We start from the raw sequence: 24,751 nt of genomic DNA, 5'->3' as shown, positions 1-24,751 counted from the left end.
TGGAAACCATGACTACCTTACTGACTTTTCTTGGCACGGGTAGTAACAGAACTGTTACCTACTGCTGGTGGGACGGGACACAGGAAAAACAGTGTCAAACCCATTTGTTTCCTATTGCTGCTTGTGAGTTTTTCCAGCCGCAACGTATCCTACTAGCAGCAACCCAAGAAGTGTTAGAAGGCAGGGGCAAACCAAATTACGAAGCATTTCAAAAGACCTTGAGTCAGCAAGGCAAAACCCTTGAATTAATCCACATTCCTGACGGTAAATTCCCAGATGATTTGTGGACTATTTTTGACCAGATTACTGAGAGTATTCAATTGCAAGAAAAACTGCTGCTAGATGTAACCCACGCGTTTCGGTCGTTACCGATGCTGGCGCTAGCGGTGGCGGCCTACCTACGACGGACAAAGGATGTTTGTGTCGAACGCATTCTTTACGGAGCTTATGAGGCGCGGCAACCGTTTCGAGACCCCCCTGAACCGCAAGACCAAGCGCCAGTGTTTGACTTGACATCTATTCTTGATCTGTTGGATTGGCTAGGAGGGGCAGAGGCACTGCTTAAGCGGGGCGATGCGCGAGTATTGGCTGAGCGTATGGAACAAACTCATCGGCAACTCTGGAAACAACCCCAAGGAGATGAACGCCCTTACCACTTGCAACGGGTTGCCAATAGATTGAGCCAATGGACGCAAGCGCTCTATCTGGTGCGACCATTAGATGTTATGGAAATTGCTCAGCAATTGTTGCCCGAATTGCAAAATGCCCAACAAGAGTTTCAACGATGGGCTAAACCATTTGCTGTGATCGTTGAACAAGTGCAACAGGAGATTCAACCCCTAGCCTATGAAAGACCGAAGGACTTAAGTAAACAGCAATTGCGCTGCCAACTGGCGCTCATCAATTACTGCTTGCAAAAAGGCTTGGTGGTACAGGCAATTACCCTAGCGCGAGAGTGGGTTGTAAGTTGGATGTTTCTAGTTCAGGAGGAGGGCAATTGGCTGAACTCTGACGAACGTGAGAACATGGAAAAAGCATTAGGAGCTTCCGTAGAGCTATGGTGTAAGAAAGACAAAAGTAAAGAAGCCGATGTACCACTTTGGCTGCGAACAAAGCCCTATGCATGCCAAATAGCCAAAGTGTGGAACGCACTTAGGGAATTGCGCAATGATGTCGCCCATGGCGGAATGAGAAAAGACCGCAGCGATGCGAAGACTATTAGCAAAAGAGCGCAACAGATTCCTGAGTGGTTGCAAGCACTCTTGGAAGGCACGTCCTTAGAAAAACTTGGGACTGACCAGGTTGTCATTGACCTGGGGACTCTCTACGAAGGCACCGCAAAGCTAGAAGCGTTACCGGACTACATTGCTCGAGCGAAGGAGTTAGCCGGCCAAGGCAAGGACGTTATCCTGACGGGTCAAGCGCCGATTTGGATGTATTTGGCAATTGCTCATGGGTTACATGGGGTCGCGCGGCGATTGTGCTACGATTCACCGGTAACAGGGCGGGTGTTGATCTTTGACCATTGTCCGGCTTAGCCATATCTCTGAACGGTGAGTGGGGCGGAGTTGACGCTTAGGGACGTCTTCTTCGGGTTTGTGGGGATTGCCCTGCTGCTGCTGGCGGGTCGCTACCTCAAGCATCGCCTGCAGTGGTTGCAGAAGCTCTACTTGCCCGAATCCATCGTGGCGGGGGTGCTTGCCCTTGTTCTGGTTCAGTTGGGAGTGGTAGCGCCGGCGATTCGCGAAGTCTGGCGGCAAATTCCTGGCCTGTTTATCAATATCGTGTTTGCCGCTCTGTTTCTCGGGGAGACGATTCCCACACCGGCAGTCATCTGGCGAAAAGCGGCGCCGCAGGTGGTGTTCGGTCAAGCCCTCGCCTGGGGCCAGTATGTGGTGGGCATTCTGCTAACAGGATTGCTACTGATACCCGTGTTCAACGCGCACCCGCTGTGTGCAACGCTGATTGAAATGACTTTTGAAGGGGGACATGGCACGGCGGCGGGGATGGCGGAAACGTTGCGAAAATTGGGATTTACCGATGGGCCAGATTTGGCGTTGGCTTTAGCAACCGTGGGGATTGTGTCGGGAATTATCGCGGGTACGGCTCTCGCCGCTTGGGGACGACGCCAAGGCTACATCCAACACTTCACCACCCAGGTGCAGGACCCAGAGATACTGGTGGAACTGTTCCCTGACCACGAGACACCAGCGGTCAAGCAAAAGCGAGCCAGATTGATGAGCAATCTGCTGATTGACCCCCTATCGCTGAACCTAGGGTTTGTTGGCCTAGCGATTGTTATTGGCTGGCTATTGCTCCAGGGACTCATTGGGCTGGAAAATCGCACGTGGGGCGCCAGCGGTTTCAAAGTGATGGCCTATGTCCCCCTCTTCCCGATGGCCCTCATTGGTGGGATGCTGGTGCAGATAGGAATGGAATGGCTGGGCTTGGACTGCTTGATTATCCGGCCTTTGGTGCAACGGATTGCCGGGTCGGCGTTGGATGCCTTGATTGTGGCAGCCCTGGCGTCCATTTCCCTGGTTGCTATCGGAACCAATATCGGCCCATTTCTGTTGCTGAGTGCCGCTGGAATTCTCTGGAATGTCCTGCTTTTCTTGTACTACGCCCCCCGCATTTTCCCAGACCACTGGTTTGAAAGGGGCCTTGTTGACATGGGGCAATCCATGGGGGTGACAGCGACAGGGATTTTGTTGTTGCGCATGGTGGACCCCGACCTGCGTTCAGGCGCGCTGGAAAGTTTTGCCTACAAGCAACTGCTGTTTGAACCGGTTGTGGGGGGTGGCTTGTTCACAGCGGCGGCTCCTGTCTTGCTTCACGTGTGGGGCCTGTGGCCGGTGCTGGGTCTGACGGGGGGCGTTCTGGCGTTTTGGCTGCTGGTGGGGGAGTGGCTGCGGCAATCCGCACGGCGCAGGCTTTGAGTTCCGGTTGCTGGGACGTGGGACAGGCAACAGGATGGGTCAAGGCGTTGGCTGCAGCGGATGGATGCCAGAGCGCGCCCCAGTGCATGGGTGTAAACAGGGTGCCCGGTGCAATGTCGGGGGTGACTTTGGCGGGTAACTGCACGGTACCCCGGCGAGACGTCACGGTGATGAGAGCGCCATCGGTAATGCCCCATCGCTCGGCGTCGCTGGGGTGAATTTCCACGAAAGGCTGGGGATGCATTTGCTGAATCTTGGGAATGCGTCCCGTGCGGGTTTGGGTGTGCCAATGCCCGTAGAGCCGCCCAGTGGTCAGCACCAGGGGGTATTCGTCATCGGGAACTTCAGCAACCCCCAGCGCATCGGCCAGGCCAAAATGGGCGCGGCCATCAGGGGTTAAAAAGCGATGGTCGGTGTAAAGGCGTTTGTCCTGACGCACTGCTGCATCGGTGCAACCCGCTGGACAGGGCCATTGCAGGGGACCCAAACGCGCCAACCGCTCGTGACTCATCCCCGAAAGGTCACAGGGACGGCCCTGGGTGAGCGCGGCAAATTCAGCAAACACCTCGGCGCTCGTGTGAAAGGCAAATTGCTGGGCAAAACCCAAGCGACGACCCACTTCGGCAAAGATTTCCCAGTCGGCTTTGGCCTCTCCTGGCGGTGCGCGAAAGGCCTGACACAGGGTCACTCGCCGTTCGGAGTTGGTCATGGTCCCTGTCTTTTCCCCCCACTGGGCGCAGGGCAACAGCAAATGGGCATAGGCGCTAGTTTCGGTGGGGAAATAACAGTCCTGGTAAACCGTAAACGGCGAGCGGGCCAGCGCTGCTTTCACGCGCTCAAGATGCGGTAAGCTCACAGCAGGATTGGTGGCGGCAATCCAGAGCATCTGGACGGCACCGGTTTCGAGTCCTTCGATGATTTGCCAAGCAGTGCGACCAGGCTGGGGGGATATCGACCCCGGCGGCAATTGCCAGTGAGTTTCTACCTCCCGGCGATGGTCAGGGTTGGTCACCCACCGATACCCCGGCAACAGATGGGCCAGTCCCCCCGTCTCCCGCCCGCCCATGGCATTGGGTTGCCCGGTCAGGGAAAACGGCCCCGCTCCTGGTTTGCCAATTTGTCCCGTTAAAAGATGCAGGTTGATTAAACTCTGGGCCTTGGCGGTTCCCTCCCGCGACTGGTTGATGCCCATGGACCACAGGGACAACACCGCTTGGGATTCCGCCCACCACTGGGCTGCTTGCACGAGCGCGGCTGGGTCAATCCCGCAGGCGTCCGCCACCAGCTGGGGGTGATACTTCTTGACGATTTGCTGGTACGACGCAAACCCCGTCGTGTGCTGGGCAATGAAGCGGTGGTCTATCACATCCCACGCAATGAGCAGGTGGGCGATGCCGTGCAGCAGGTAGATATCACTTCCTGGACGAATCGCCAAGTGCAAATCGGCAACGGCAGCGGTTGCGGTGCGGCGGGGATCCACCACGACCAATTTCACGTGGGAATGTTTTTTGTGATGCTGGCGCAGGCGATTAAACACGATAGGATGGCATTCTGCGGTGTTGGTGCCAATTAAGAACGCGCAATCTGTGTGTTCCAAATCGGCATAGCAACAGGGCGGCCCATCGCTCCCAAAACTAGCCGTGTAAGCCGCAACAGCGCTGGACATGCATAGCCGCGAGTTGGTGTCGAAGTTGTTGGTACCCAGGCAGCCCTTGACCAGTTTTTGGGCCACGTAGTAGTCCTCGGTTTGCCATTGCCCTGAACCGTAAAGACAAATACCGTCGGGTCCTGTGGTGTGCAGCACCTGGCGGATGCGCTCGACGATCAAGTCCAGGGCTGCGTCCCAGGAGATGCGGGCAAACGGCTGGTCTAGAGACGCCCGGTACAGGGGATAGAGCAGCCGGTCTTTGTCCAACGCCTCCAACACCGTTGCCCCCTTGACGCAGACCATCCCGAGCGACGATGGATGCGCCCGGTCGCCTCGGACTTTAGCGCCTGCGACGACCTCTAACCCGCACCCCACGCCGCAGTAGGGACACAGGGTTTTGGTGACGGCGTCACTCATGGTGCGCAAAGCGCTCGTAGAGAAATTCCAGGATGTGGTTGCGCAGGCGGTAATAGTGGGGGTCGTTTTGCAGGCGCTGGCGATGGCGGGGACGGGTAAAAGGAATCTCCAGGATTTCGCCGATGGTGGCCGCCGGCCCATTGGTCATCAGCACCAGCCGGTCGCTCAGGTATAAAGCTTCATCAATGTCGTGGGTAATCATCAGCACGGTGGCCTGATGGCGACGCCAGATGTGCAACAGTTGGTCTTGCAATTCCTCTTTGGTGATGGCATCCAGCGCCCCAAAGGGTTCATCCAGCAGCAACACTTCGGGACGGACGGCTAGCGCCCGCGCAATCGCCACCCGCTGTTTCATGCCCCCGGACAGTTGCGCCGGATACTTGTGCGCTGCGTCCTGCAGTCCCACCAGCTCCAGGTGCTCATAGACCATGCGCCGCCGCTGGCCAGGGGAGAGCTGGGGAAAAACAGCTTTCACCGCCAGGTCAACGTTTTGGTAGGCCGTCAGCCAGGGCAACAGGGAATAGTTCTGAAACACCACCATGCGGTCAGGGCCAGGTTGCGTAATGGGGCGGTCGTTCAAACGCACACACCCGCTACTGGGCTGGGTAAATCCGGCCACTAGGTTGAGCAGGGTGGTCTTGCCGCAGCCGGAATGGCCCACTACACAGACAAACTCCCCGGTTTTAATCTCCAGGTCAACGTTGGTCAAGACCGTGTGCTTGCCGTAGGCTTTGGTGACGTTTTCCAGACGGAGATGGGTTGCCGTGGTGGGCGCAACTAGGGTACGCATGGAGATTCCTCCCGTTCAACTAGACAAACCGTGCGATAGTCAATGGCGCGGCGGATGGGGAACTGCTCCAGGTAGGCCAAGGGGTTATCGGCATCGAACAGCACCCCATCGGCCAGGGCAAATTGCCGCCGCTCCGGAATCGTATCGGGACGGCCCAACGCTTGCGCCGCTTGGATAAACACGTCGAGTGCATAGACGGTATGCACCACCTCCCACCAGTTTTGGGGCAGCGGCGTCAATCCCCAGCGGGCCAACTGGGTCAACATCCAAACCCCTTCGGCGGGCAAGGGGCTACTGGCCTGGCCAACCGCAAACTGGTGCAGCCGGGGATAGTGGGATTCGGTCGCCAGGGGTTCGGCAAAGCCCGGACGAATCAGGTCAGGTTCCAGATGCAAGTACTCCGGGCGACTGAGCAGCTCGGCAATGGCCGGGCGTTGTTTGGGAATGTCGCAACGTTCACCCGCCCGCATCAGGGCTTTCACCAGGGCCACTTCCAAATCGGGGTGGGCATTGGCCCAGCCGCGATGGACAGCCAGGACTTTTTCCGGGTGACCGGCCCACCAATCCAGACTGGTGCTGATGCACTTGCCTAGGCCCCGGCGTTCGGCGTAGGTGTTCCAGGGTTGCCCCACGCAAAACCCATGCAGATGCCCCGCCTCCAGGTAATAGACCATCTGCGCTGGCGGCGCTACCACCAGTTCCACATCCTGGTCCGGGTCCATCCCTGCACTGGCCAGGGCATACCGCAACCATAGGTTATGCATGGACGCCGGATGCACCACCCCCAACACCAGGCGCTCACCTGTGCGGGCGATGTAGTCCTTGCAGGCGGCCACATCCGTCACCCCTTGTTCATACAGCGCGCGACTGACCGTGATGCCATTGCCATTGCGGCTGAGCACCAGGGGAACCTTGAGCGCCGGTTGCGGGGGTTGGTCTTGACAGCCAACGGCCAGCGCCAAGGGCAACGGGGCCAACATCTGCGCCGCCTGCAACCGTCCCGACAGCACCCCCTCGGCCAAATCCGCCCAACTGTTTTCCTGGCACAGGTCTACCTCCAGACCGTACTCGGCGAAGATGCCCTCCGCTTGGGCCACCACCAGGGGCGCGCAGTCCGTCAAGGGCAAAAATCCCACCGCTACCTTCCGCGTTCCCGTCCCAGCCGCAGAACGCACCGCTACCGCCCGACGCCGGCGTTGTTGCTGCAAAAAGTCCACCACCTGTTGCCGCAACGTGTAGTAACTGGGGTGATGCACCACCTCATGCCGGCTGCGGGGGCGGGGAAACGGCACCTTCAGTATCTGGCCAATGCGGGCGTTGGGGCCATTGGTCAACAGCACCACCCGGTCCGCCAGCAGCAGCGCTTCGTCCACATCGTGGGTCACCATCAAACAGGTCATGCCCACGGTTTGACACACCGCCATCAGTTCCTCCTGCAAGCTCCCCCGCGTCAGAGCGTCCAATGCGCCAAACGGCTCATCCAGCAACAGCACCTGGGGCGTGATGGCAAGCGCCCGCGCAATCGCTACCCGTTGTTGCATCCCCCCCGAAAGTTGGGCCGGGTACTTGTGCTGAGCGCCCCACAGATGTACCTGCTCCAGGGCCGTTTGGATGCGCTGGTGTTGCGCTGCTTTGCTCAACCGGGGAAACACTGCACGGACCGCCAGCGCCACGTTGTCGTAAACCGTTTTCCAGGGCAGCAGCGAGTAGTTTTGAAACACCACCATCCGGTCGGGTCCTGGTTCCGTCACCTGGCGACCTCTCAGCACCACCCCGCCGGCAGTGGGCCGCAGAAAACCCGCCACCATATTGAGCAGCGTGGATTTGCCGCAACCGGAGTGTCCCAGCAGTGCCACGAATTCCCCCTCGTGAATTTCCAAGTGAATGTCCTTGAGCGCGGGGTAACGCTGGCCATCCGGCAACGTAAACACCATGTCCACGTGGTCAATTTCAATCAGCGGCTTGGCCATATCCCTAGACCTCGCTTCCCTTGGTGATGAACTTGCCCAGATAGGCCACACAGCGGTCTAGCACCAGCCCCACCAGACCGACGTAGAACAGGGCAATCACGATTTCACTAATCAGCGAGCTATTCCAGGCATCCCAGATGAAAAAGCCGATGCCCACCCCACCAATCAACATTTCCGCCGCCACAATCGCCAGCCACGACAGCCCGATGCCAATCCGCAACCCCGTAAACACATAGGGCACGGTTGCCGGCACCATCACATGCCAGAAGTAATCCCACTTCGATAAGCGCAAGACGCGGGCGACATTGCGGTAGTCCCTGGGAATTTGTTGCACCCCCACCACCGTGTTGATGATGATGGGCCAGACCGCCGTGATGAAAATCACGAACACCGCCGCCGGTTCATTGTCCTTGAACGCCGCCAGGGAAATCGGCAACCAGGCCAAGGGGGGCACCGGGCGCAACACCTGCAAAATTGGGTCAAAAGCGTCGTAGAGCAGGGGACTGGCCCCAATCACCATGCCAATGGCGACCCCCACGATGGCCGCGAACGAAAACCCCAGCGCCACCCGCCGCAAGCTAAACAGGATTTGCCAGCCAATGCCAGCATCGTTGCCCGTACCGCGATAGAAAGGGTGCAAAATCAGTTCGCGCGTATCGGCAAACACCTGCGTGGGCGCCGGTAACTTCAGCAGTCCCAGGAGCACCAGCAGTTGCCAGACCAGGAGAAAAAGCAGCACGCCCACGAATCCCAAGCCCACCTTGCGCACCAAGGGATGTTGCATCCACACCGGGGCACGCCGTTGCTGCACTAGCATCCGACTCGCCATCGTCCTACGCCTCCTTAATGGCTTTGATTTTCAACGCCTGGAGATAACCCTTGGGATTGTCGGGGTCAAACGCCACCCCATCGAAAAAGGTTTCCACCCCGCGTGATGTGGATGGGGGGATTTGGTCGTTCGGCACCCCAAGTGCTTTCGCTGCTTCTCGCCACAGGTCTTCCCGGTTGACCGCCTTGATAAGCGCCTTGGTATCTGTATCCGCAGGGAAATAGCCCCACCGGATGTTTTCCGTCAAAAACCACAACTCGTGGCTCGGGAACGGATAGGACGCAAAATCGCGCCAGTATTTCATCATCAGGTCTTTACTTGCAAACGTGCGGCCGTTGCCCAGGTCAAACTTGCCCAAGGAACGGTCAATGATGTCCTCGTAGGGGGCTTTGAGCCAGTCGCGCTTCGCCAAGATACGGCACATTTCTTCCTTGTTTTCGTCCTGGTCGCACCACTGTTGGGCCTCCATCACCGCCATCAACAGGGCTTTGGCCGCTTTGGGATGCTTATCCACCCAATCGGCGCGCATCGCCAGGCTTTTTTCGGGGTGGTTTTTCCACAATTCCCCCGTGGTGGCAGCGTTGTAAGCGACTTTTTGATTCACCGCCTGCAACGGCCAGGGTTCGCCCACGCAAAACGCCTCCATCGTGCCCGTCTTGACATTGGCCACCATCTGGGGCGGGGGCACCACAATCACCGAAACTTCTTTGGTGGGGTCAATACCAGCAGCCGCTAACCAGTAGCGCATCCACATATCATGGGTGCCGCCTGGAAAGGTCACCGCCACTTTCACCTCCTGGCCCTGGGCGCGTTTCTTGGCAAAGGCCGCCTTCAGGGGTTTGGCGTCAATCCCCACCCGCAAATCCCGGTAGGCATTGGCGATGCCAATCCCCTGACCGTTCAGGTTCAACCGCGCCAGGATGTAAATAGGGACTTTTTTACCGCCGGTGACCACCCCAGCGCTGATGAGATAGGGCATGGGTGTCAGAATGTGCGCCCCGTCAATGCCGCCGCCTTCGGAACCCAGCACCAAATTATCGCGGGTGACGCCCCAGGACGCTTGTTTCACCACCTGCACATCCGGCATCCCGTACTTGGCGAAAAAGCCTTTTTCCTTGGCGATGATGACGGGGGCCGCATCCGTCAGGGCAATAAACCCCAGCTTGGCTGTTGTCACTTCTGGCGTTTCCGTGGAAGCAACCGGCCCGGGTTGCGGGTTATTACCCCCAGAAGTCGTGGGGTTGCCACACCCATGCACCAGTACCGTTGTGGCGGCTGTCAGGCCCGAAGTGATGAGAAATTGTCGGCGAGAAAGTTTGTGCATCATGGGAGTCTCCTTCTAGGAATGGGTCATCAAAATTTGGGGTGATGGCGGCATCGCTGTCGGTGAACGGGGGCGCGCGCCAAACTGGGTAACCAGCAACTCCGTGAGCACCTCTGGCAACTCATCGCAGGGGATGCCCTTGCGCACACAGGTGCCCAAGCGCGCGTCCTTGCCCACCTTGCCCCCTAGGTACAAGTCCACGGCATCCACCATCTGGCCGTCCTTTCTGGCCTTGGTGCCCAGCAAACCAATGTCCGCCACCTGCGGTTGACCACAGGAGTTAGGGCAACCGGTCCAGTGAATGCGCACTGGGCGGGGCAACTCCAGTTGAGCATCCAGCAGTTTTGCCAGCGCTATCGCCCGTTGCTTGGTCTCGATAACGGCGAAGCTGCAAAATTGCGCGCCTGTACAGGACACCACCGCCCGCTGCAGGGGAGCTGGATTGATAGAAAACTTCTGCAACAACGGCTCCTCTAAAAAAGCCGCCAGCTTGCTCTCGGGAATGTGGGGAATCAGTGCATTTTGCTCCACCGTAAACCGCACCTCCCCTTGACCATAAACTTCGGCTAAACGGGCGAGCTCAAACAAGTCACTCGCTTGCAAGCGACCCACCGGCACGTGCAGTCCCACGTAATAGAACCCCGCTTGTTTTTGGGGATAAACGCCAATGTGGTCCCGCTTGTCCCAGTCAATCAAGTCGGTAGGCGCTGCGGTTAATAAAGGAAATGACAGTTTGGCCTGCACCGCTTCCCGAAACCGCTCAATGCCCCAGGCGTCAATCAACCAGCGCAAGCGAGCTTTTTGGCGGTTGTCGCGTAACCCGTGGTCCCGGAAAATTTCCACCACCGCGCGCGAGAGTTCAATCACTGCTGCGTCCGGCGGCACCCAGGCGTTCAGGGGAATGGCAGCGTCACAGCGCTTGGCCGAGAAAAATCCCCCCACCAGCACGTTGAATCCCAAAACCCCTTCCCGTTCCGCTGGCACAAAAGCCAGGTCGTTAATTTCTGCATGCACCGAATTATCCCTGGTGCCTTCGATGGCGATATTGAATTTACGGGGGAGATTCGTAAATTCCGGATTGCCTTGACCATGATTGGTAAATAGGGCTTGTAAGGCATACAGCAGGGGACGGGTATCAATTAATTCACTGGCATCGATACCAGCCGTGGGCGAACCAGTCAAATTGCGAATGTTATCCATCCCTGATTGCACGGATGTCAAGCCACAGTTTTCTAACGCCTCGAGAATGGCTGGTAAATCTTCAATCACAATCCCCCGCAATTGCAGGTTTTGTCGCGTTGTAATATCGGCGCTTCCTTCATCGCCATAACGGTTAATGATGTGGGCCAAGGTACGCAGTTGTGCACTGGTAGCAATGCCGTTGGGCAGGCGCAACCGCAGCATAAATCGCCCTGGCGTCACCGGTCGAAAAAACACCCCCAACCACTTCAGCCGCACCTCCAGGTCATCTTTCGGAATTTGCTCCCAACCCATCCGGGCAAATGCTGCAATTTCCTCCTTGACCTTGAGACCGTCTTTTTCGCGCTTGATGGCTTCAAATTTGTTGCTCATGGTCCGCCGTCGCTCAGAAGTTGGCAATCCATTGTCAAAAGAATCAATAGGGCGATTTGTAAACACTGCTACTTTTTGTCATACGCTATGCAAAAAATGCATCATGCAAATAACAAAACTGCATAACCTGACCGGTGCATTAGGATGAAGTCATGGAACAACGCTGCTGGTTTAGTCTGACGGAGCAGCCCATTGACCCGGAGCAGTTGACATCGTTACTGGTCAATCCGGCGGCTGGAGCTTGTGTGACGTTTGCTGGGTGGGTGCGCAATCACCACAGCGGGAAGGTGGTCACGGCGCTGACGTACCAGGTTTACCCCGAATTGGCCATCAAAGAAGGGGAACGGATTTTGCAAGAAGCGCTTGCGAATTTTGCCCTGTGTGGCGCGGTCGCCTGTCATCGTTACGGTTCCCTGCAGGTGGGCGATGTAGCGGTGTGGGTAGGAGCAACGGCGGCGCACCGGCGCGCAGCATTTCAAGGGGCCATGTACATCATTGACGAAATCAAGCGCCGTTTGCCGATTTGGAAAAAGGAACACTACGCCGATGGTTCAGCTATTTGGGTGAATTGTTGCAGTCTCACTACCCACCAGCAACCGGCGGAATAAACACAACGTGGTCATGGGCTTGCAGGGGTTGTTCGAGCGCTACCAGTTCGTCATTGATAGCTACTTTGACATGCGAAAGGGGCAGGGTAAAACCGTAGGTTGCTTGGAGTTCCTGGTAGAGTTGGCTGGCATTGGTTGCGGTTGTCCAGCGCACTTCCTCAGCAAGACCCGCCTGCTCGGCTAGGACAGCAAAATAGGTCAATTTAACGGGTTTGAGCGCAGACATGGGCGTATTCTTCGGGTGTATTGATGTTGGTGGTGGTTTGAGCATCGGGTGGGTCAAGCAGGTGGCAGGGGGATCGGGACAGAATACGCACCGGACAACGTTCTCCCTGGTGATACGCCTGCTCAAAAACCGCTAGGGCCTGGGGTGTGTAAATCGCGCACAACGCTTCGGGAAAATGGGCCTGGGGATGGCGATAGCAAGTAGCTACCACATCTTCGCGGTAATGGGCAATCAGGGGCGCCAAATTGTCCCGGTTTAGATAGGGCAAATCACAGGCGACCACCAGCCAATTCACCCGGGGATACGTTCGAAACGCGGTCAGTAAACCACTCATGGGACCGTCGCTTGGCAGGGCATCCGTCAGGGTGGGAAGTTCCGCCAAGGGGGTGCCGTGCCATTGCCCTGGTCGCGCGGATAAAAAGACCCGCTCACAACAGGTTTGCAGCAATTCGTAGAGATATTGAGCGTGGGGCTTGCCGTGATAACTCAGCAGTGCTTTGTCCTGGCCCATGCGTTGACTCTTGCCGCCGGTGAGCACCAATCCATACAGGGGATATTGTCCCAGGGTTTGCTTGCCACCACTTTTAGCCAGTAATTTAAGTTCTTGAATCACAATTTCCTGGCTCACCGATTTGCACATGTCATAGACGGTTAAGGCCGCTATGCTTACCCCGTGTAAACTTTCCATTTCTACACCGGTTTGACTGGTGGTTTTCACTTCACAGCGCAAACGAATTTCAACGCCCTGCGCCTGGGTGCAAATGTCGGTCTCAAAACGGCAACTGGCAATGGGCAAGGGATGACAAAAGGGAATCATGTCGGCTGTTTTTTTCACCGCCATTGTCCCGGCAATGATGGCTGTTTGTAAAACGGGGCCTTTCGCTAATAGAAGGTCACTGTTTTGGACATAGGCCAGAAAGGGGGCTGGCAGTTTCACAATCGCTTGAGCCACAGCGCGGCGCTCCGTGATTGGTTTGCCACTCACATCCACCATCTGCGGCTGCTGACGCGCGTGTAAATGCGAAAACATTTTTACCCCCCTATTTGATACATGGCATGGCTAACCGTTTGGCCCCGCACCGCTGGTTTCATCCCCAGAAGCTGCTGGTAAGCCTGCTGGCGCTGCTGTGCGTTCATCCCCCGCAACGCAATCCCTTCTTCCCGAAATAAACAGGCCCGCAATATCCCATCGGCAGACAAGCGCCAGCGCGAACAATGCCCACAAAAAGGTTGCGATTCGGATGCGATAAACCCAATCGTAGCGCCACAAGACGTTCTAAACCGAAAAGCGGTGCTATCCCGGGGACTGGGGATGGGCGTTAATTGATAGTGCTCTTGTAAACGGGCCAGCATTTCCTGGGCGCTGATGAAGGCATTTTGGGGTAACTGACACGCATAGCCTACTCGCATAAGTTCTAGAAACCGCACTTCCACACCCAATTGTTTGCCATAGGCCACCATGTCAACCAGCTCATGGTCATTCCAGCCCCGCATCACCACCATATTGAGCTTGACCTGAAAACCCTGTTGCACTGCTTGCGCAATGGCCTGTAGGACGCGCTCTAGGGCATGGCCGTAGGTGATGCGATGAAATGTTGCAGCTTGCAAGCTGTCAAGACTGATATTGAGCTTGTGAATGCCGGCATTTTTCAGCAGCGATAAATGGGGTTCTAAAAGCAATCCATTGGTCGTTAGGCTGAGTTCAATTGTGGGAATCGTTGCCAGCGCTGTCACGATCTCTGGAAATTCCCGGCGCAGTAGGGGTTCGCCACCCGTTAGTCGCACTTGCTGGATACCGAGTTCAGCCAACTCAGCAACGATGTCTCGATACTCATTGGGCTGTAAATAGCGGTCGGAACTGAGAAATTCGGCGTCAGGGGGCATGCAGTAACGACAGCGCAAGTTGCACCGGTCGGTCAGGGATAGCCGCAGTTTGCGAATGACCCGCCCTTGGGGGTCAATGAGTGGTTGGTTGATTGGCCCCATCATTTACCAACCATACAACGGAAAACACTCACCCACGCCAAATTCACTCCGCTCAGCGGGCAACTCGATGAAGCCATCTGTACCAGCCAGGCCCAAAAAATCCCCGGAGTTTTTCACCGGCTGGGGCGTCACCCAAATGTCGGCCTGGGGACTGTAATGAACCCGCACCGGCAGAAAGTACGTCAGTGGCGGTGTAAACACTACAGGTTCGGTGAGCTTGCCGTAGCGGGGCGTCAACTGCAGGACGTACCGATAGAGACATACCAGGCTGGCGACGGGATTTCCTGGCAACCCAAAAACCACGGTTTGTCGCTGGTGGTCCACCCCAAACCACAGGGGTTTGCCTGGCCGCTGGCGCACCCCCTGGACGTAACAGGTCACACCCATCTCCCGCCACAACTTCGGCAACAGGTCGCGCTTCCCCTGGGAGATGCCGCCGGTGTAGATGAGTTGGTCATAGTCCTGGCTGGCTTGCTCATAGACCGCCCGCAGCTTATTTTCATCGTCGGGAAGCACCAGCACGTCCACATCTGGATAACCGTGTTGCCGCAGGGCCGCTCGCAAGGCGTAGGGATTGGACTGGCGCAGTTGATAGGGCTGGGGAGAAACGTCAGGGGCGACCAGCTCATCGCCGGTGCTGATGATCAGGGTGCGGGGGAAACGCTGGACATTGACGCGCGTGTAGCCCAGGGACGCCAGAATGCCCCAGTCGGGCGGCTTTAACCGGTGTCCCGGCGCGAGCACTTCCTGCTGGGCGGGCGCGCTACTCCCTTGCCGGTCCACATGGGCATAGGGCGGCCAGTCCTGGGGACGAACAATGGTAGCCACTGACCCGTTGATGTCCAGGTACTCGTAGGGAATCACCAGGTCGCATCCCTGGGGCAACGGCGCACCGGTCATGACTTCGATGCACGCTTGGGGGTCTGCAAGTACGACAGGGGGATGTCCTGCGATTGCCGTACCAGTAATGGGAAAAACCCGCTGCCCCCCTTGATAGCGCGACCACACCAGGGCAATGCCGTCCATCATTACCCGGTCCAGGGGTGGGTAGGGGCGGTCGGTTACCACGGGACTCGCCAGTGTGCCCGTTACCCCCGTATCGAGCGCCAGGGTGGTGCTCCCCCAATCGGGCAGATGCTCCCAGATACGAGCTGTGGCCTGCTCCACCGTCAACATAGGGATGCTGCCAACTGCTGGAGCTTTTGGAGATGGTGGTACACCCGGCCACTGCGGAGCAGTTCCTGCGCGTGGGTCAGGCCACTTTCCAGGTCGGGGGCGTATCCCGTCTGCCACAGGTAAAAACCGCTGTTCCACACCACGCTGGCGTGCAGTTCGTTGGCTTCTCCCTGGAGTACCTGCTGCATGGCCTTGATGGCGCTTTCCAGGTCCACCCAGCGGGGGTTGCCGCCGTACAGGCCGTAGTGGGCGGGATTAAGGCGCAGGCGCTCCGGCGTTTGCTGGTGATAGACCGTCACAATCGGCGTCCGGTCGCGGGGCAGGTCGCAACTCCCTTCCAACCCCTTGACAGTGACAAAGTGCGCCAGTCCCCGCATCTGCAATGCCGCCGCCATGATGGTTTCGGTGGGGGGATGGACGTAACCGGCCACCAGCTGCACCACTCCGGCGTAGGGACACCAAACCAGCTCCAGCGTGGCGATGGGCGGACGCTTGCCAATCTGTTCCCGGTAGGGCACCAGCCCATAGGCCAACGGGAAATGCCTAGGCACATACACAAACCCCAGCCTCCCTTGCTGCAACAGCTGCTGCACTCCCGCAAGCGATAGCACGCGCCAGTTGATCCCCAAGCCGTCCCATACATCCACCAGGGGTGTGCCCTCTTTGGTGGGCATGCGCTCGCCCCCGTGCTGCAATACCGGTATTCCCACGCTACTCAGCACCAGCGCCGTCACGGGACTCAGGGGAACGGTGCGGTCGCGGCCATCGTAGGGTTGACTCAGCACCACCACGGGATAAAGACTGTCAATTGGCGCCAGCTTAGGACCCAATTCATCGTAAGCATCCAGCATCCCGGCCAATTCTGCGGGCGTAGGGCGCTTGATGCGATGGGCAATCAAAAACGCTCCAATCTGGGCTGGGGTGGCCTCTTGGGTGAGCATGAGTTTGAGCGCCAAGCAGGCCTCATCCCGGCTCAAGTCCTGGTGGGTGTGCTCACCGCTGCCAATTTTTTTGAGCAATTCACGAAACACACGGCTCATGCGTCGCCTGGGCCAACAAGGCCATGAGATGGGCAATAGGGGGTATCGTTTGCCGGTCTTGGGTGGTGATGGCAATCACTTCCCGCAGGGGAGGCTGTTCCCCAGGCGCAAATGGGCGCACCGCTAAGGCTGGGTCATCCTTTGCCGACTGTAGCGCCGATTGGGGCAAGACGGCCAGCATCCGGCTGTGGCGAATCACCGACAAAAAGGCTTCTGGTGTATTCAATTCAATTGCCGCCTGCCAGGTCAATCCCCGCCGGGCAAATTCCTGGGTCACCAAGCGCCGCATCCCATAGCCGTCCTTGAACACCACGTGGGGGTATGGTGCCAATTCCGCCCAGGTCAAGTGCGAGCGCGCCGCCAGGGGATGGTCACTGGCCATGAGAATCTGCACAGGTTCCCGGTACAGCGACTGCACCCACCACTCGGGTTCCTTGAGCAGATGACGCTCCGCCATGACGATGGCCACATCCACCAGCCCATCTTTGAGCACCTTCAATGCCCGGTCGCTCCCCAGCGCCGTCACCCGCAGTTGCGTGCAAGGAAATTGCTGATGGAAACGGGGCAGTAACTGGGGCAACAGATGGCTACAAACCGAATGGATGGCCGCCACACACACCTCCGCCTGTTCACCCCGCTGGAGCGCCTGCAATTCGGTCATGACGGTCTGCCATTCCCGCCAGATTTTTTGGGCATGGGGGAGCAACACCTGACCGGCGACGGTGGGTTTGACGGGGCCTGTCCGGTGCAGCAGCGGCAACCCCAAATCCGCTTCCAGTGCTTGAATCTGGCGACTAATCGTCGGTTGACTCAGGCCACACCGGCTGGCGGCGGCTTGAAAACTCCCAGTTTCGACCACCGCTAAAAACGACTGCAACTGCTCCAGACGCATGCTCTGGCAAAAATGACTGTCCCCTGAACCGGAATCTCACCATAACCGAAGGTCACGGGGGCGCATCGTGTTCGTGAATACAGTTTTCCTGGCTCAGACCGAATTCGCGCAGGGCGGGGAGAAAGTTGCGATTTTCGTGCCCTGGCTGGCTCAGTTTCAGCAAGGCAAAACGTTGCAGGGGCGACAGACGACGCCATTGCTCCTCATCGAAAGGGGCTTGCCCGACTGTTTGCAATTGCCGCAGGATAGCAGTCGGAATCCCGTCGCTTTCCCAAGGCAAGGGGTCGGGAACAGGCAGGTCAGCCGGTGGCGCTCCTGTTAACTCCGTCACCCAAGCCCGCAATTGCTCCCGGTAACGAGCCTTCTCTGGGGCTGTATCACAAGGTGCCTGGACAAGCCAGAGCCGCTGGGCGTATGTGAACCGGTGCCAGTGTTGGAGTTTCAGTTTCACGCCGCAGACATCCAGCTTGTAGCGCACGACCATCGGGATGCAGCGCAAGGTGTCCACAAAGTCCTGCTCGAATTGAAATAGCATCAGGCTTTCTCCACGGGCGAACGTCCGTAGAAAGGCAAGGCTTGGGACCAATGGGGCCGTTGTCCCTGCCGCCACAACTCCGTTGCCCAGGTCAGCAAGGCCCGCACTGGCGCTTGCGTATGCACGTCCTCCATCACCTGCAGGGGTGGCGGCCACTGTTGGAGCAGGCGTTGCCAATCAGAGCGGTTGTACACCTGGTCCGGTTGCAGCGCGATGCCCCGGTGATAAATGCCCCCATAAACTAAATCCATACCTGCCGGCCAAGAGACAGCCACCGGTTCTAGCGTCAGAAAGCTGGCCACCCCCAGCGTCGAAAGAGCAAACAGGGGAACGTTGAGCTCCTGGGCAAGCGTCCGCGCTGTCACCAGTCCCAGGCGCACAGTTGTGAAAGAACCTGGTCCCCGCGTCACGGCAATCCAGTCCACTGCTGACCAATCGTAGGGCTGCATCAGCACTGCCAGCTCCATGTGGAACTGCTGCAGGGCATCGCCGCCGGTGATATAGCGCTCCTGCCAGGTCTGGGTTTCCCACGAGCCAACGGCTATCCCGATAACACTCCCGGCGGTGTGCAGCCCCAGGGCCAACCTCATGTGGGGACAGGTTCACCGGGTCGTAGGCGACTCCAGCGGCCTTTATCCAGCGCAAATGACTCGCAGCCCACCACGTCCCACTCCATTTCAATCACCTCGCCCCGGGAGCGAATGTTGACATTAATCGTAGGGGAGACCGGCGCAAAGGTAGGTGTGTCCGTCAAATGGGGTTGTTGATGCTGGCGTTCCACCTCGTGGTAGGTGATGCACTGGTCCACGTAGGCGCAATTGACACAAATACACATGGCGTTGACCCCAACTTTATGTCTAATGTAACGAAGAACATTCCCCTAAGACGAGGAACCAAAAATTTCTTCAACCAAACCGCTGCCAGTTTGGGGGGGCATGGTCCGCTGGGCGCGCTGGCGATGGGCGGCTTTGTCCTGCACCGGCAAGATAGCATCCGTGAGGTCGGCATCCTGGAGGTTCACGCCGGTGAGATTGGCCCCGCTCAAATTCGCTTCCCTTAGGTTGGCCCCAGTCAGAATCGCGCCCCGCAAATTCGCCACGATTAAAAACGCACCCCGCAAATTCGCCCCGCTTAAATTGGCGCCATACAAATTAGCCTCGATGAGATTGGCATAGCTCAAATCGGCGCCGCTCAATCCCGCCCGCGTCAAATCCGCTCCCCGCAAATAGGCTTTGCTCAGGTTAGCGCCGTCGAGCTTTGCCCCGTTCAAATTGGCCATGTACAAATCGGCGGCCCGCAGCACCGCCTTGGTCAAGTTGGCGCCGCTGAGGTTGACCCGGCAAGCAACGGCATAGCTCAAATTGGCGCCGGTCAACTGAGCAAGTAACAAATCCGTGCGAAACAAATTGGCCCGGCTGAGACTGACGCCCTCGAGCACCATCCGGCTCAAGTCCCACCGGCTCCAGTCAGTTCCGTCGAAATTGCGCTCGCCCCGCTGGTAGCGCTCCTGTAGCTCCCGCAGGGTCATACGGCCACCCCGACTTCCCGCTCCAGTTGCGCAAGCTGCTGGCCCAAGGTCTGGATGAGTTCCTGCGCCCGCGCCGGTTCTTGCTGGGTTGTTGCTACTTCCTCTAACGTGCGGGCCAGGTTTTGGATGGTCGTTGCTCCCACATTGGCGCTGGCCCCCTTGAGTTGATGGGCCTCGTGGCGAATGCGTTCCCACTGCAGCGGCTCAACCGCTTGTTGCAGCGCCGCCAAGCGCGCCCGGACATCCTGCACGTACAGCCGCAACAATTCCTGGATGAATTCCGGGTCATCGCCGAAGGTGGCTTGTAGATGGTCTGTGTTGAGCAAGGGCTGGGCGTCAGCTGTCATGGCGGGAGATTCGTTGAGTGTTCTTCTTGTCATGATACGCTCTCCCCAGCGGCGCAAGGTCTCCCCGAGCTGTTCCCGGTCAATGGGTTTACTGAGATAGTCGTCCATCCCCACCGCCAGGCACTTGTCCCGGTCGTCCTTCATGGCGTGGGCAGTCAGGGCTATGATCACGGGCTGAGGAATCGGCAACTGGCGAATCCGGCGCGAGGTTTCGTACCCATCCATGTCCGGCATTTGGCAGTCCATCAAGATCAAGTCGTAAGTCTGGTGCTCCAGCAGGCGCAGCACCTCAATCCCATTGACGGCCACATCGGCTTGGTACCCCAACTGGCGCAACTGCCCCAGGGCCACCTTCTGGTTAACGGCATTATCTTCGGCTAGCAAGATGCGCAAAGGCGGCAATGCAGATGGAACAGGGGGACGATGGACATTGGGAGATGGCGTTTGCCACAGGTCCTGCAGGAGGTTGACCAAGCGCTCTTGGCTCACCGGTTTGGGTAAAAAGCCGTGTAGCCGCTGATCCAGGGGGGGAGACAACCTAGGACTGCTTTGGCTGGAGGTGGTCAATAGCACCAGGGCCACCTCGGGCGGCAAGACACGGGCCAGTTCAGCGGCCCAATCGACCTGCGCCACCAGCACCCCCTGATAGGATTGGGTTTGGAGCGCCGCCAACGCCTGGGTCACGTCCTCGCACAGGGTTACCTGAAGCCCTAGCCCCACCCCCAGGTAGAACAGGCTGCGGCGACTGGGACTGTGGGCGTCCACCACCAGCAGGCGATGCCCTTGCCAGGGGTAGGTCGGAGATGGCGGCGGTTGGGATTGGCGGGGAAAGGTCAGGTCAAACCAGAAGCAGGAACCCTTTCCTAAAAGGCTATCCACGCCAATTCGCCCGCCCATTAATTCCACTAGTTGCTTGCAGATGGTCAACCCCAAACCACTCCCGCCCTGGCGTCGCGCAGGAGACGCATCCACCTGGACAAATCGTTCAAACAACGTGTCTAGCTTGTCTGCCGGAATGCCGATGCCAGTGTCCGTAACGCTAAAGTGTAACGTGGCAGTAGCCTCCTCAATCCGAACCGGGTCCACCTGAATCGTCACGCTCCCCCTTTCTGTGAACTTAATGGCATTACCCACCAAATTCACCAGAATTTGCCGCAACCGGGTACTATCGCCCCGCAGGTGTACCGGCACATCCGGTGGCAACAGCAGCGTTAAATGCAATCCCTTTTCCAGGGCTAAGGGCGCCTGTAAGTCCAAAACCGACTCCAGGCACTGGCGCAGGTTGAAATCTTCGCACACCAGCTCCATCTTGCCGGCTTCCAACTTGCCCAAGTCCAGCAGCTCGTTGATCTGATTGAGGAGAATCTTGGCGCTGGTTTGGATGGTGGTCAGGTAGTCCCGTTGCTCGCGGGTTAGGGGCGTTTCCAGCAACAGTTCCGTCATCCCCAGAATGCCGTTCATGGGGGTGCGGATTTCGTGGCTGATGTTGGCTAAAAATTCCGACTTGGCCCGGCTGGCGGCTTCCGCGGCGCGACGAGTCTCCTCCAGGATGCGATTTTGTTCTGCCAACTGCGCTCGCTGTTCTCGCTCCTGGGCCAGCAACCGCGCTTGCGCAAGAGCAATCCCCACCTGGTTGGCCACGTCCTCTAACAAACTGATTTCCTCGGGCGTCCACACCCGCGTCCGGTCGCACTGGTGCAGGCCAATCACGCCGTTGGCTTCCCCCTGGTAGGAGGTGCGCACCACCAGCATGGAGCGGATCCCAAGCTGTCGACACAGGGCTTGCTGCGGCTGTAGCAGGGGGTCTTGGGTAACATCGGGGGAAGCGACGGCCCGGTCCGTGGCTAAAACCGCTTGGGCATGGGGATTGTCGAGTACAGGAATGGCCACAATCCCACAGGGAGAGACACCGGGTGCTACGTACTCTGCCACCAGGGGCAACCGAGGTTGGGGTTCCCGCTCGTAGGTCAATAGCAGGCAGCGGCTGGCCTGAAACACCGGCCCCACTTGCTGCACCGTCGCTTGGAAAATCTGCTGGGCATCCAAACTGCGGCGAATCTCTTCCGTAATTTTGCGCAGCAGCAGCGAGCGCTGGAGTTGCTGTTGCAAGGCCATTTCCGCCCGCTTGCGCTCGGTAATGTCGCTTTGGGAACCGGCCATACGGTAGGCCTGCCCGTCGCTGTCCCGGATCGCCAACCCTCGACTGAGCATCCAACGGTATTGCCCGGATTCGTGGCGCATCCGGTACTCGCTCTCAAAGTGGTCCCGTCGTCCCTGGAGATGCTCGGTGAGAGCTTGCCGCACCCGGTCGTAGTCCTCAGGGTGAATGCGTTCAAACCACTGCTCTGGGTCCCAAACCGCCGCCTCGGCTGGGAGTCCCAAAATCTCATGCCAGCGGGGGGAGACGTAAATGGTATTGTTCTCCAAATCCCAGTCCCACAGCCCGTCGTTGGCGCCGTTCATGGCCAGCACGTAGCGCTCCTGGTTCAAGCGGCTGGCTTCGGCCATTTGCTTGTTAGCGGTGATGTCGCTCAAGGTGCAGACCAATTCCTGTACCTGCCCCTGGGCGTCCAGTTCCACCGCCACGCTGAGCATCAACCACACCCGCTCCTGGGAATCGGCCCGGTACAGCCCCATCACGGCGTTATCTACTGATTTTTTGTGCAACAGCGCCTGGGCAATGGGGTGGGTATCCAGGGTGTAAAACTCCCCGTCTTCGCCGATGGCGTTCCAATCGAGGTTGAGGCGATTCGACGCCAGCAACTCGCGGCCACTCAATCCCAGCAGGCGCATGGCCATTGGGTTGATGAGGCGCACGTCCAACTGGGGGCCAAGCACCAACACGCCTACCTGTAGGTTTTGCACCAGGCGACGATTGCGGGCTTCACTGGCAGCTAGGGCCTGAGTGGTTTGTTGCTGGCGGTGCTCTAGGGCTAGTTGCGTCAACCCCCGCTCCAGGGATTGGGCGACCAACTGTGCCAAGTTCTGTTGCTCAATGGACAAAGGTGGCGCTGGCTCCAGGGACCCAAAGCGAAGATAACCCACCCCCCGCTGCGGCACTTGGACAGGGAGAGAAATCGCCAGATGGATGCCCTGTCGTTGCCAATACTCGCTTCCGGCGACAATCGCACCCACGGGAATCGGGCAATCTCCCGCCACCGCCTGAACCATTTCCCCTTCCGTCCACAGGCCCACCGGTAATGCCAGCATCCAACAACCGGTTTGCAGGTGGGCTTGAATCATGGTGGCGGCGTCCTGATAACGGGTTTGCCCTAGGCGTTGCAACTGCCGCAGGCGTTCTTGGGTAACTTCGTCGTAGGGTTGTTCCACCCGCTGGAGCGCCGCCTGCACCTGAGCCAGCGTGAGACGGTCGCGGGGCACATACGCGCAGGCGCCCTGGTGTAACATCACTGCTGCCAAGGCCGTATCGCGCGGGCCGAGGATCAAGCGGGATAATTGCGGCCATATCTGGGCGACTTGCTGCACCAGGTTCACTTTGCGCCCGTCTTCTATGTCCACCCAAGCGGCGATAGCACCGGGATACCTATCCGCAGAGACCTGGTCCGGCGTCAGCCACTCCCAGGCCTGTTGCAACTGGGTGAGACACTCCCCCAACGTCTGCGCCAACTGGGAGTCAGCGCTGATAACCAAAACCGATGCCATGCCGCCAGGTCAGGGACGTTTCGTAAGCCCATTCTAGCCCCTGCATCAAACCCAGCGGCGATTCATCCACGCGCTGTACAGGTGCACGGGCTGGCCTGGCTCAGGCAATGACATTGCGACCCCCGCCGGAGGGCTGCCTGTACCTGCGCTAGGTTGAAACCAGTGCGAGGCAGGTAAGCACACGCGCCCTGGTACAGCATGGCAAGCGCCAACCACGTATCCCGCGGCCCCAGGATCACTCGGGACACCTGCGGCCAGAGATGCGCCACTTTGCGAACCAACGCCAGGGCGTCTGCGTCCTTAACGTCAACACAGACGGCTGTCGCTGGGGGATGCCTGTAGGGAGAAACTTGATCCGGCGTCAACCAGGCCCATGTCTGTTGAAGCTCGGTGAGATACTCCCCTAGGGTCTGCACCAACTGCGGGTCGCCGCTAATGACCAAAACCGATTCCATGCGGCTGGACCGGGGATGCTCTATACATCCATTCTAACGTCCCCGCACGGAACCATCGGGCATCAGCGTCCCCCGCCAAGTCACGCTCGTTAACAAAGCTCCTTGCAGTTGCGCGCCGTATAGATTTGCCCCACTGAGATTGGCCCCGGTGAGATTGGCACCAGCCAGGTTGGCGCGACTCAGATTGGCCCCCGTCAAATTCGCATCTCGTAAATTCGCCCCCTGTAAATCCGCGCCGCTGAGATTCGCTTCGTTCAAATTCGCCAGGGATAGGGCGGCAAATTTGGCGTCGCTGTCGGATAAATTGGCCTGGTACAACTGGGCTTTGACCAGCAGCGCCCCTTGCAAATCGGCTTTGTGCAAATTGGCCCCGCTCAAATCCGCATCCCGCAAATCGGTCTTGCGCAGGCGCGCCCCTGTCAAATCGGCCTGTACCAGCTTGGCCGTTACCAGGAAGGCTTCATCGAGCAGTGCCCCGCTGAGGTTGGCTTGACTGAAATTGCTCAGGATCAAATTGCACTGGCGCAGGTCCGCCCCGCTTAAGTTCGCCCCCGTGAAATTGGCCTGTTGGAACACGCTGCCAGTGGCTTTGACCCCCGCCAGATGCGCCCCCTGCCAGTCGGTGCTGGCCAATTCACAGCGCAGGCATTCTCCTTGGCGCAATTTAGGGATGTGGTCGGGGTTGGGTTTGCGGGTTTGGGCTAGGACCGCTCCCGTTCCCCCTGCTAAAAGCAAGGCTAAAACTGTGATGGTGCGTTGCATTTCACCACGTTCCCAACTCACTTCCCATTTAAGCCCAAAGACGT

At 58.3% G+C, this 24,751-nt stretch carries 21 protein-coding genes and 1 pseudogene; 3 read left to right on the top strand and 19 right to left on the bottom strand.

The window, feature by feature from the left end:
* A partial coding sequence (gene csx2 / locus NZ705_08545) for a TIGR02221 family CRISPR-associated protein (GenBank protein ID MCS7292999.1) occupies nt 1-1,538 on the top strand: 1,538 nt, incomplete at its 5' end.
* Between the two features lie 15 nt (nt 1,539-1,553).
* On the top strand, nt 1,554-2,939 hold the full coding sequence (locus NZ705_08540; GenBank protein ID MCS7292998.1) for a hypothetical protein: 1,386 nt from the start codon (nt 1,554-1,556) through the stop codon (nt 2,937-2,939).
* Between the two features lie 46 nt (nt 2,940-2,985).
* On the opposite strand, the pseudogene NZ705_08535 reads toward NZ705_08540, so the two are convergent.
* The 6 genes and pseudogenes from NZ705_08535 to NZ705_08510 form a co-directional block, all read right to left on the bottom strand.
* Nucleotides 2,986-5,004: pseudogene (locus NZ705_08535) on the bottom strand (nitrate reductase).
* A complete protein-coding gene (locus tag NZ705_08530) occupies nt 4,997-5,794 on the bottom strand; it encodes a nitrate ABC transporter ATP-binding protein (GenBank protein ID MCS7292997.1) in 798 nt (265 codons plus the stop codon). Before NZ705_08530 ends, NZ705_08535 begins: the two are co-directional and overlap by 8 nt.
* On the bottom strand, nt 5,782-7,764 hold the full coding sequence (locus tag NZ705_08525) for a nitrate ABC transporter ATP-binding protein (GenBank protein MCS7292996.1): 1,983 nt from the start codon (nt 7,762-7,764) through the stop codon (nt 5,782-5,784). The genes NZ705_08530 and NZ705_08525 overlap by 13 nt, the downstream gene beginning before the upstream one ends.
* Before the next feature lie 4 nt (nt 7,765-7,768).
* Nucleotides 7,769-8,593 carry a nitrate ABC transporter permease gene (gene ntrB / locus NZ705_08520; GenBank protein ID MCS7292995.1) on the bottom strand — a complete coding sequence of 275 codons (825 nt, stop codon included), beginning with the start codon at nt 8,591-8,593 and terminating at the stop codon, nt 7,769-7,771.
* A gap of 4 nt (nt 8,594-8,597) precedes the next feature.
* Nucleotides 8,598-9,920 (bottom strand): ABC transporter substrate-binding protein, encoded by a 1,323-nt coding sequence (locus NZ705_08515; GenBank protein MCS7292994.1) that lies wholly within the window; start codon nt 9,918-9,920, stop codon nt 8,598-8,600.
* A 12-nt stretch (nt 9,921-9,932) separates the two neighbouring features.
* Nucleotides 9,933-11,489: a ferredoxin--nitrite reductase gene (locus NZ705_08510; GenBank protein ID MCS7292993.1), complete on the bottom strand. Its 1,557-nt coding sequence runs from the start codon at nt 11,487-11,489 to the stop codon at nt 9,933-9,935.
* Nucleotides 11,490-11,641: 152 nt separating this feature from the next.
* Between NZ705_08510 and NZ705_08505 the strand changes: the two genes are divergently transcribed.
* On the top strand, nt 11,642-12,097 hold the full coding sequence (locus NZ705_08505; GenBank protein ID MCS7292992.1) for a molybdenum cofactor biosynthesis protein MoaE: 456 nt from the start codon (nt 11,642-11,644) through the stop codon (nt 12,095-12,097).
* On the opposite strand, the gene NZ705_08500 is transcribed toward NZ705_08505, so the two are convergent.
* The 13 genes from NZ705_08500 to NZ705_08440 form a co-directional block, all read right to left on the bottom strand.
* Entirely contained in the window at nt 12,072-12,323 is a 252-nt protein-coding gene (locus NZ705_08500) for a MoaD/ThiS family protein (protein MCS7292991.1), read from the bottom strand. The genes NZ705_08505 and NZ705_08500 overlap by 26 nt on opposite strands.
* A complete protein-coding gene (gene moaC / locus NZ705_08495; protein ID MCS7292990.1) occupies nt 12,301-13,353 on the bottom strand; it encodes a cyclic pyranopterin monophosphate synthase MoaC in 1,053 nt (350 codons plus the stop codon). Before moaC ends, NZ705_08500 begins: the two co-directional genes overlap by 23 nt.
* A 2-nt stretch (nt 13,354-13,355) precedes the next feature.
* Nucleotides 13,356-14,312: a GTP 3',8-cyclase MoaA gene (gene moaA / locus NZ705_08490; GenBank protein MCS7292989.1), complete on the bottom strand. Its 957-nt coding sequence runs from the start codon at nt 14,310-14,312 to the stop codon at nt 13,356-13,358.
* Entirely contained in the window at nt 14,313-15,485 is a 1,173-nt protein-coding gene (locus tag NZ705_08485) for a molybdopterin molybdotransferase MoeA (GenBank protein MCS7292988.1), read from the bottom strand.
* Complete coding sequence (locus NZ705_08480; GenBank protein MCS7292987.1) at nt 15,479-16,525, bottom strand: anthranilate phosphoribosyltransferase family protein; 1,047 nt, start codon at nt 16,523-16,525, stop codon at nt 15,479-15,481. The genes NZ705_08485 and NZ705_08480 overlap by 7 nt, the downstream gene beginning before the upstream one ends.
* Complete coding sequence (locus NZ705_08475) at nt 16,506-17,417, bottom strand: LysR family transcriptional regulator (GenBank protein ID MCS7292986.1); 912 nt, start codon at nt 17,415-17,417, stop codon at nt 16,506-16,508. The genes NZ705_08480 and NZ705_08475 overlap by 20 nt, the downstream gene beginning before the upstream one ends.
* Before the next feature lie 52 nt (nt 17,418-17,469).
* Nucleotides 17,470-17,952, bottom strand: coding sequence for a nitrate reductase associated protein (locus tag NZ705_08470; GenBank protein MCS7292985.1), 483 nt, complete (start codon nt 17,950-17,952; stop codon nt 17,470-17,472).
* On the bottom strand, nt 17,952-18,542 hold the full coding sequence (gene tsaB, locus NZ705_08465; protein ID MCS7292984.1) for a tRNA (adenosine(37)-N6)-threonylcarbamoyltransferase complex dimerization subunit type 1 TsaB: 591 nt from the start codon (nt 18,540-18,542) through the stop codon (nt 17,952-17,954). The genes NZ705_08470 and tsaB overlap by 1 nt, the downstream gene beginning before the upstream one ends.
* The gene (locus tag NZ705_08460; protein ID MCS7292983.1) at nt 18,539-18,787 is read right to left on the bottom strand and encodes a Ycf34 family protein; all 249 of its coding nucleotides are present in this window, start codon (nt 18,785-18,787) and stop codon (nt 18,539-18,541) included. The genes tsaB and NZ705_08460 overlap by 4 nt, the downstream gene beginning before the upstream one ends.
* Nucleotides 18,788-18,832: 45 nt before the next feature.
* Entirely contained in the window at nt 18,833-19,480 is a 648-nt protein-coding gene (locus tag NZ705_08455; GenBank protein ID MCS7292982.1) for a pentapeptide repeat-containing protein, read from the bottom strand.
* Nucleotides 19,477-23,490, bottom strand: coding sequence for an ATP-binding protein (locus NZ705_08450; protein MCS7292981.1), 4,014 nt, complete (start codon nt 23,488-23,490; stop codon nt 19,477-19,479). The genes NZ705_08455 and NZ705_08450 overlap by 4 nt, the downstream gene beginning before the upstream one ends.
* A gap of 62 nt (nt 23,491-23,552) precedes the next feature.
* Entirely contained in the window at nt 23,553-23,945 is a 393-nt protein-coding gene (locus NZ705_08445) for a hypothetical protein (protein ID MCS7292980.1), read from the bottom strand.
* 33 nt (nt 23,946-23,978) lie between these two features.
* Nucleotides 23,979-24,707 carry a pentapeptide repeat-containing protein gene (locus NZ705_08440; protein MCS7292979.1) on the bottom strand — a complete coding sequence of 243 codons (729 nt, stop codon included), beginning with the start codon at nt 24,705-24,707 and terminating at the stop codon, nt 23,979-23,981.
* Nucleotides 24,708-24,751 lie beyond the last annotated feature (44 nt).

This window comes from Gloeomargarita sp. SKYB120 (assembly GCA_025062155.1).
In the GTDB taxonomy this organism is placed as follows: Bacteria; Cyanobacteriota; Cyanobacteriia; order Gloeomargaritales; family Gloeomargaritaceae; genus Gloeomargarita.
This window is presented reverse-complemented; position numbering and strand designations above follow the sequence as displayed.

Coding starts and splice junctions, on each gene's coding strand:
- NZ705_08445 (MCS7292980.1), bottom strand. CDS start 23,945: ATGGAATCGGTTTTGGTCATTAGCGGCGACCCGCAGTTGGTGCAGACC.
- NZ705_08455 (MCS7292982.1), bottom strand. CDS start 19,480: ATGACCCTGCGGGAGCTACAGGAGCGCTACCAGCGGGGCGAGCGCAAT.
- NZ705_08440 (MCS7292979.1), bottom strand. CDS start 24,707: ATGCAACGCACCATCACAGTTTTAGCCTTGCTTTTAGCAGGGGGAACG.
- NZ705_08450 (MCS7292981.1), bottom strand. CDS start 23,490: ATGGCATCGGTTTTGGTTATCAGCGCTGACTCCCAGTTGGCGCAGACG.
- NZ705_08525 (MCS7292996.1), bottom strand. CDS start 7,764: ATGGCCAAGCCGCTGATTGAAATTGACCACGTGGACATGGTGTTTACG.
- NZ705_08530 (MCS7292997.1), bottom strand. CDS start 5,794: ATGCGTACCCTAGTTGCGCCCACCACGGCAACCCATCTCCGTCTGGAA.
- NZ705_08500 (MCS7292991.1), bottom strand. CDS start 12,323: ATGTCTGCGCTCAAACCCGTTAAATTGACCTATTTTGCTGTCCTAGCC.
- NZ705_08470 (MCS7292985.1), bottom strand. CDS start 17,952: ATGCTATTTCAATTCGAGCAGGACTTTGTGGACACCTTGCGCTGCATC.
- NZ705_08460 (MCS7292983.1), bottom strand. CDS start 18,787: ATGTGTATTTGTGTCAATTGCGCCTACGTGGACCAGTGCATCACCTAC.
- NZ705_08510 (MCS7292993.1), bottom strand. CDS start 11,489: ATGAGCAACAAATTTGAAGCCATCAAGCGCGAAAAAGACGGTCTCAAG.
- NZ705_08485 (MCS7292988.1), bottom strand. CDS start 15,485: ATGTTGACGGTGGAGCAGGCCACAGCTCGTATCTGGGAGCATCTGCCC.
- moaC (MCS7292990.1), bottom strand. CDS start 13,353: ATGTTTTCGCATTTACACGCGCGTCAGCAGCCGCAGATGGTGGATGTG.
- ntrB (MCS7292995.1), bottom strand. CDS start 8,593: ATGGCGAGTCGGATGCTAGTGCAGCAACGGCGTGCCCCGGTGTGGATG.
- NZ705_08475 (MCS7292986.1), bottom strand. CDS start 17,417: ATGCGTCTGGAGCAGTTGCAGTCGTTTTTAGCGGTGGTCGAAACTGGG.
- NZ705_08480 (MCS7292987.1), bottom strand. CDS start 16,525: ATGAGCCGTGTGTTTCGTGAATTGCTCAAAAAAATTGGCAGCGGTGAG.
- NZ705_08515 (MCS7292994.1), bottom strand. CDS start 9,920: ATGATGCACAAACTTTCTCGCCGACAATTTCTCATCACTTCGGGCCTG.
- moaA (MCS7292989.1), bottom strand. CDS start 14,312: ATGATGGGGCCAATCAACCAACCACTCATTGACCCCCAAGGGCGGGTC.
- tsaB (MCS7292984.1), bottom strand. CDS start 18,542: ATGAGGTTGGCCCTGGGGCTGCACACCGCCGGGAGTGTTATCGGGATA.
- NZ705_08505 (MCS7292992.1), top strand. CDS start 11,642: ATGGAACAACGCTGCTGGTTTAGTCTGACGGAGCAGCCCATTGACCCG.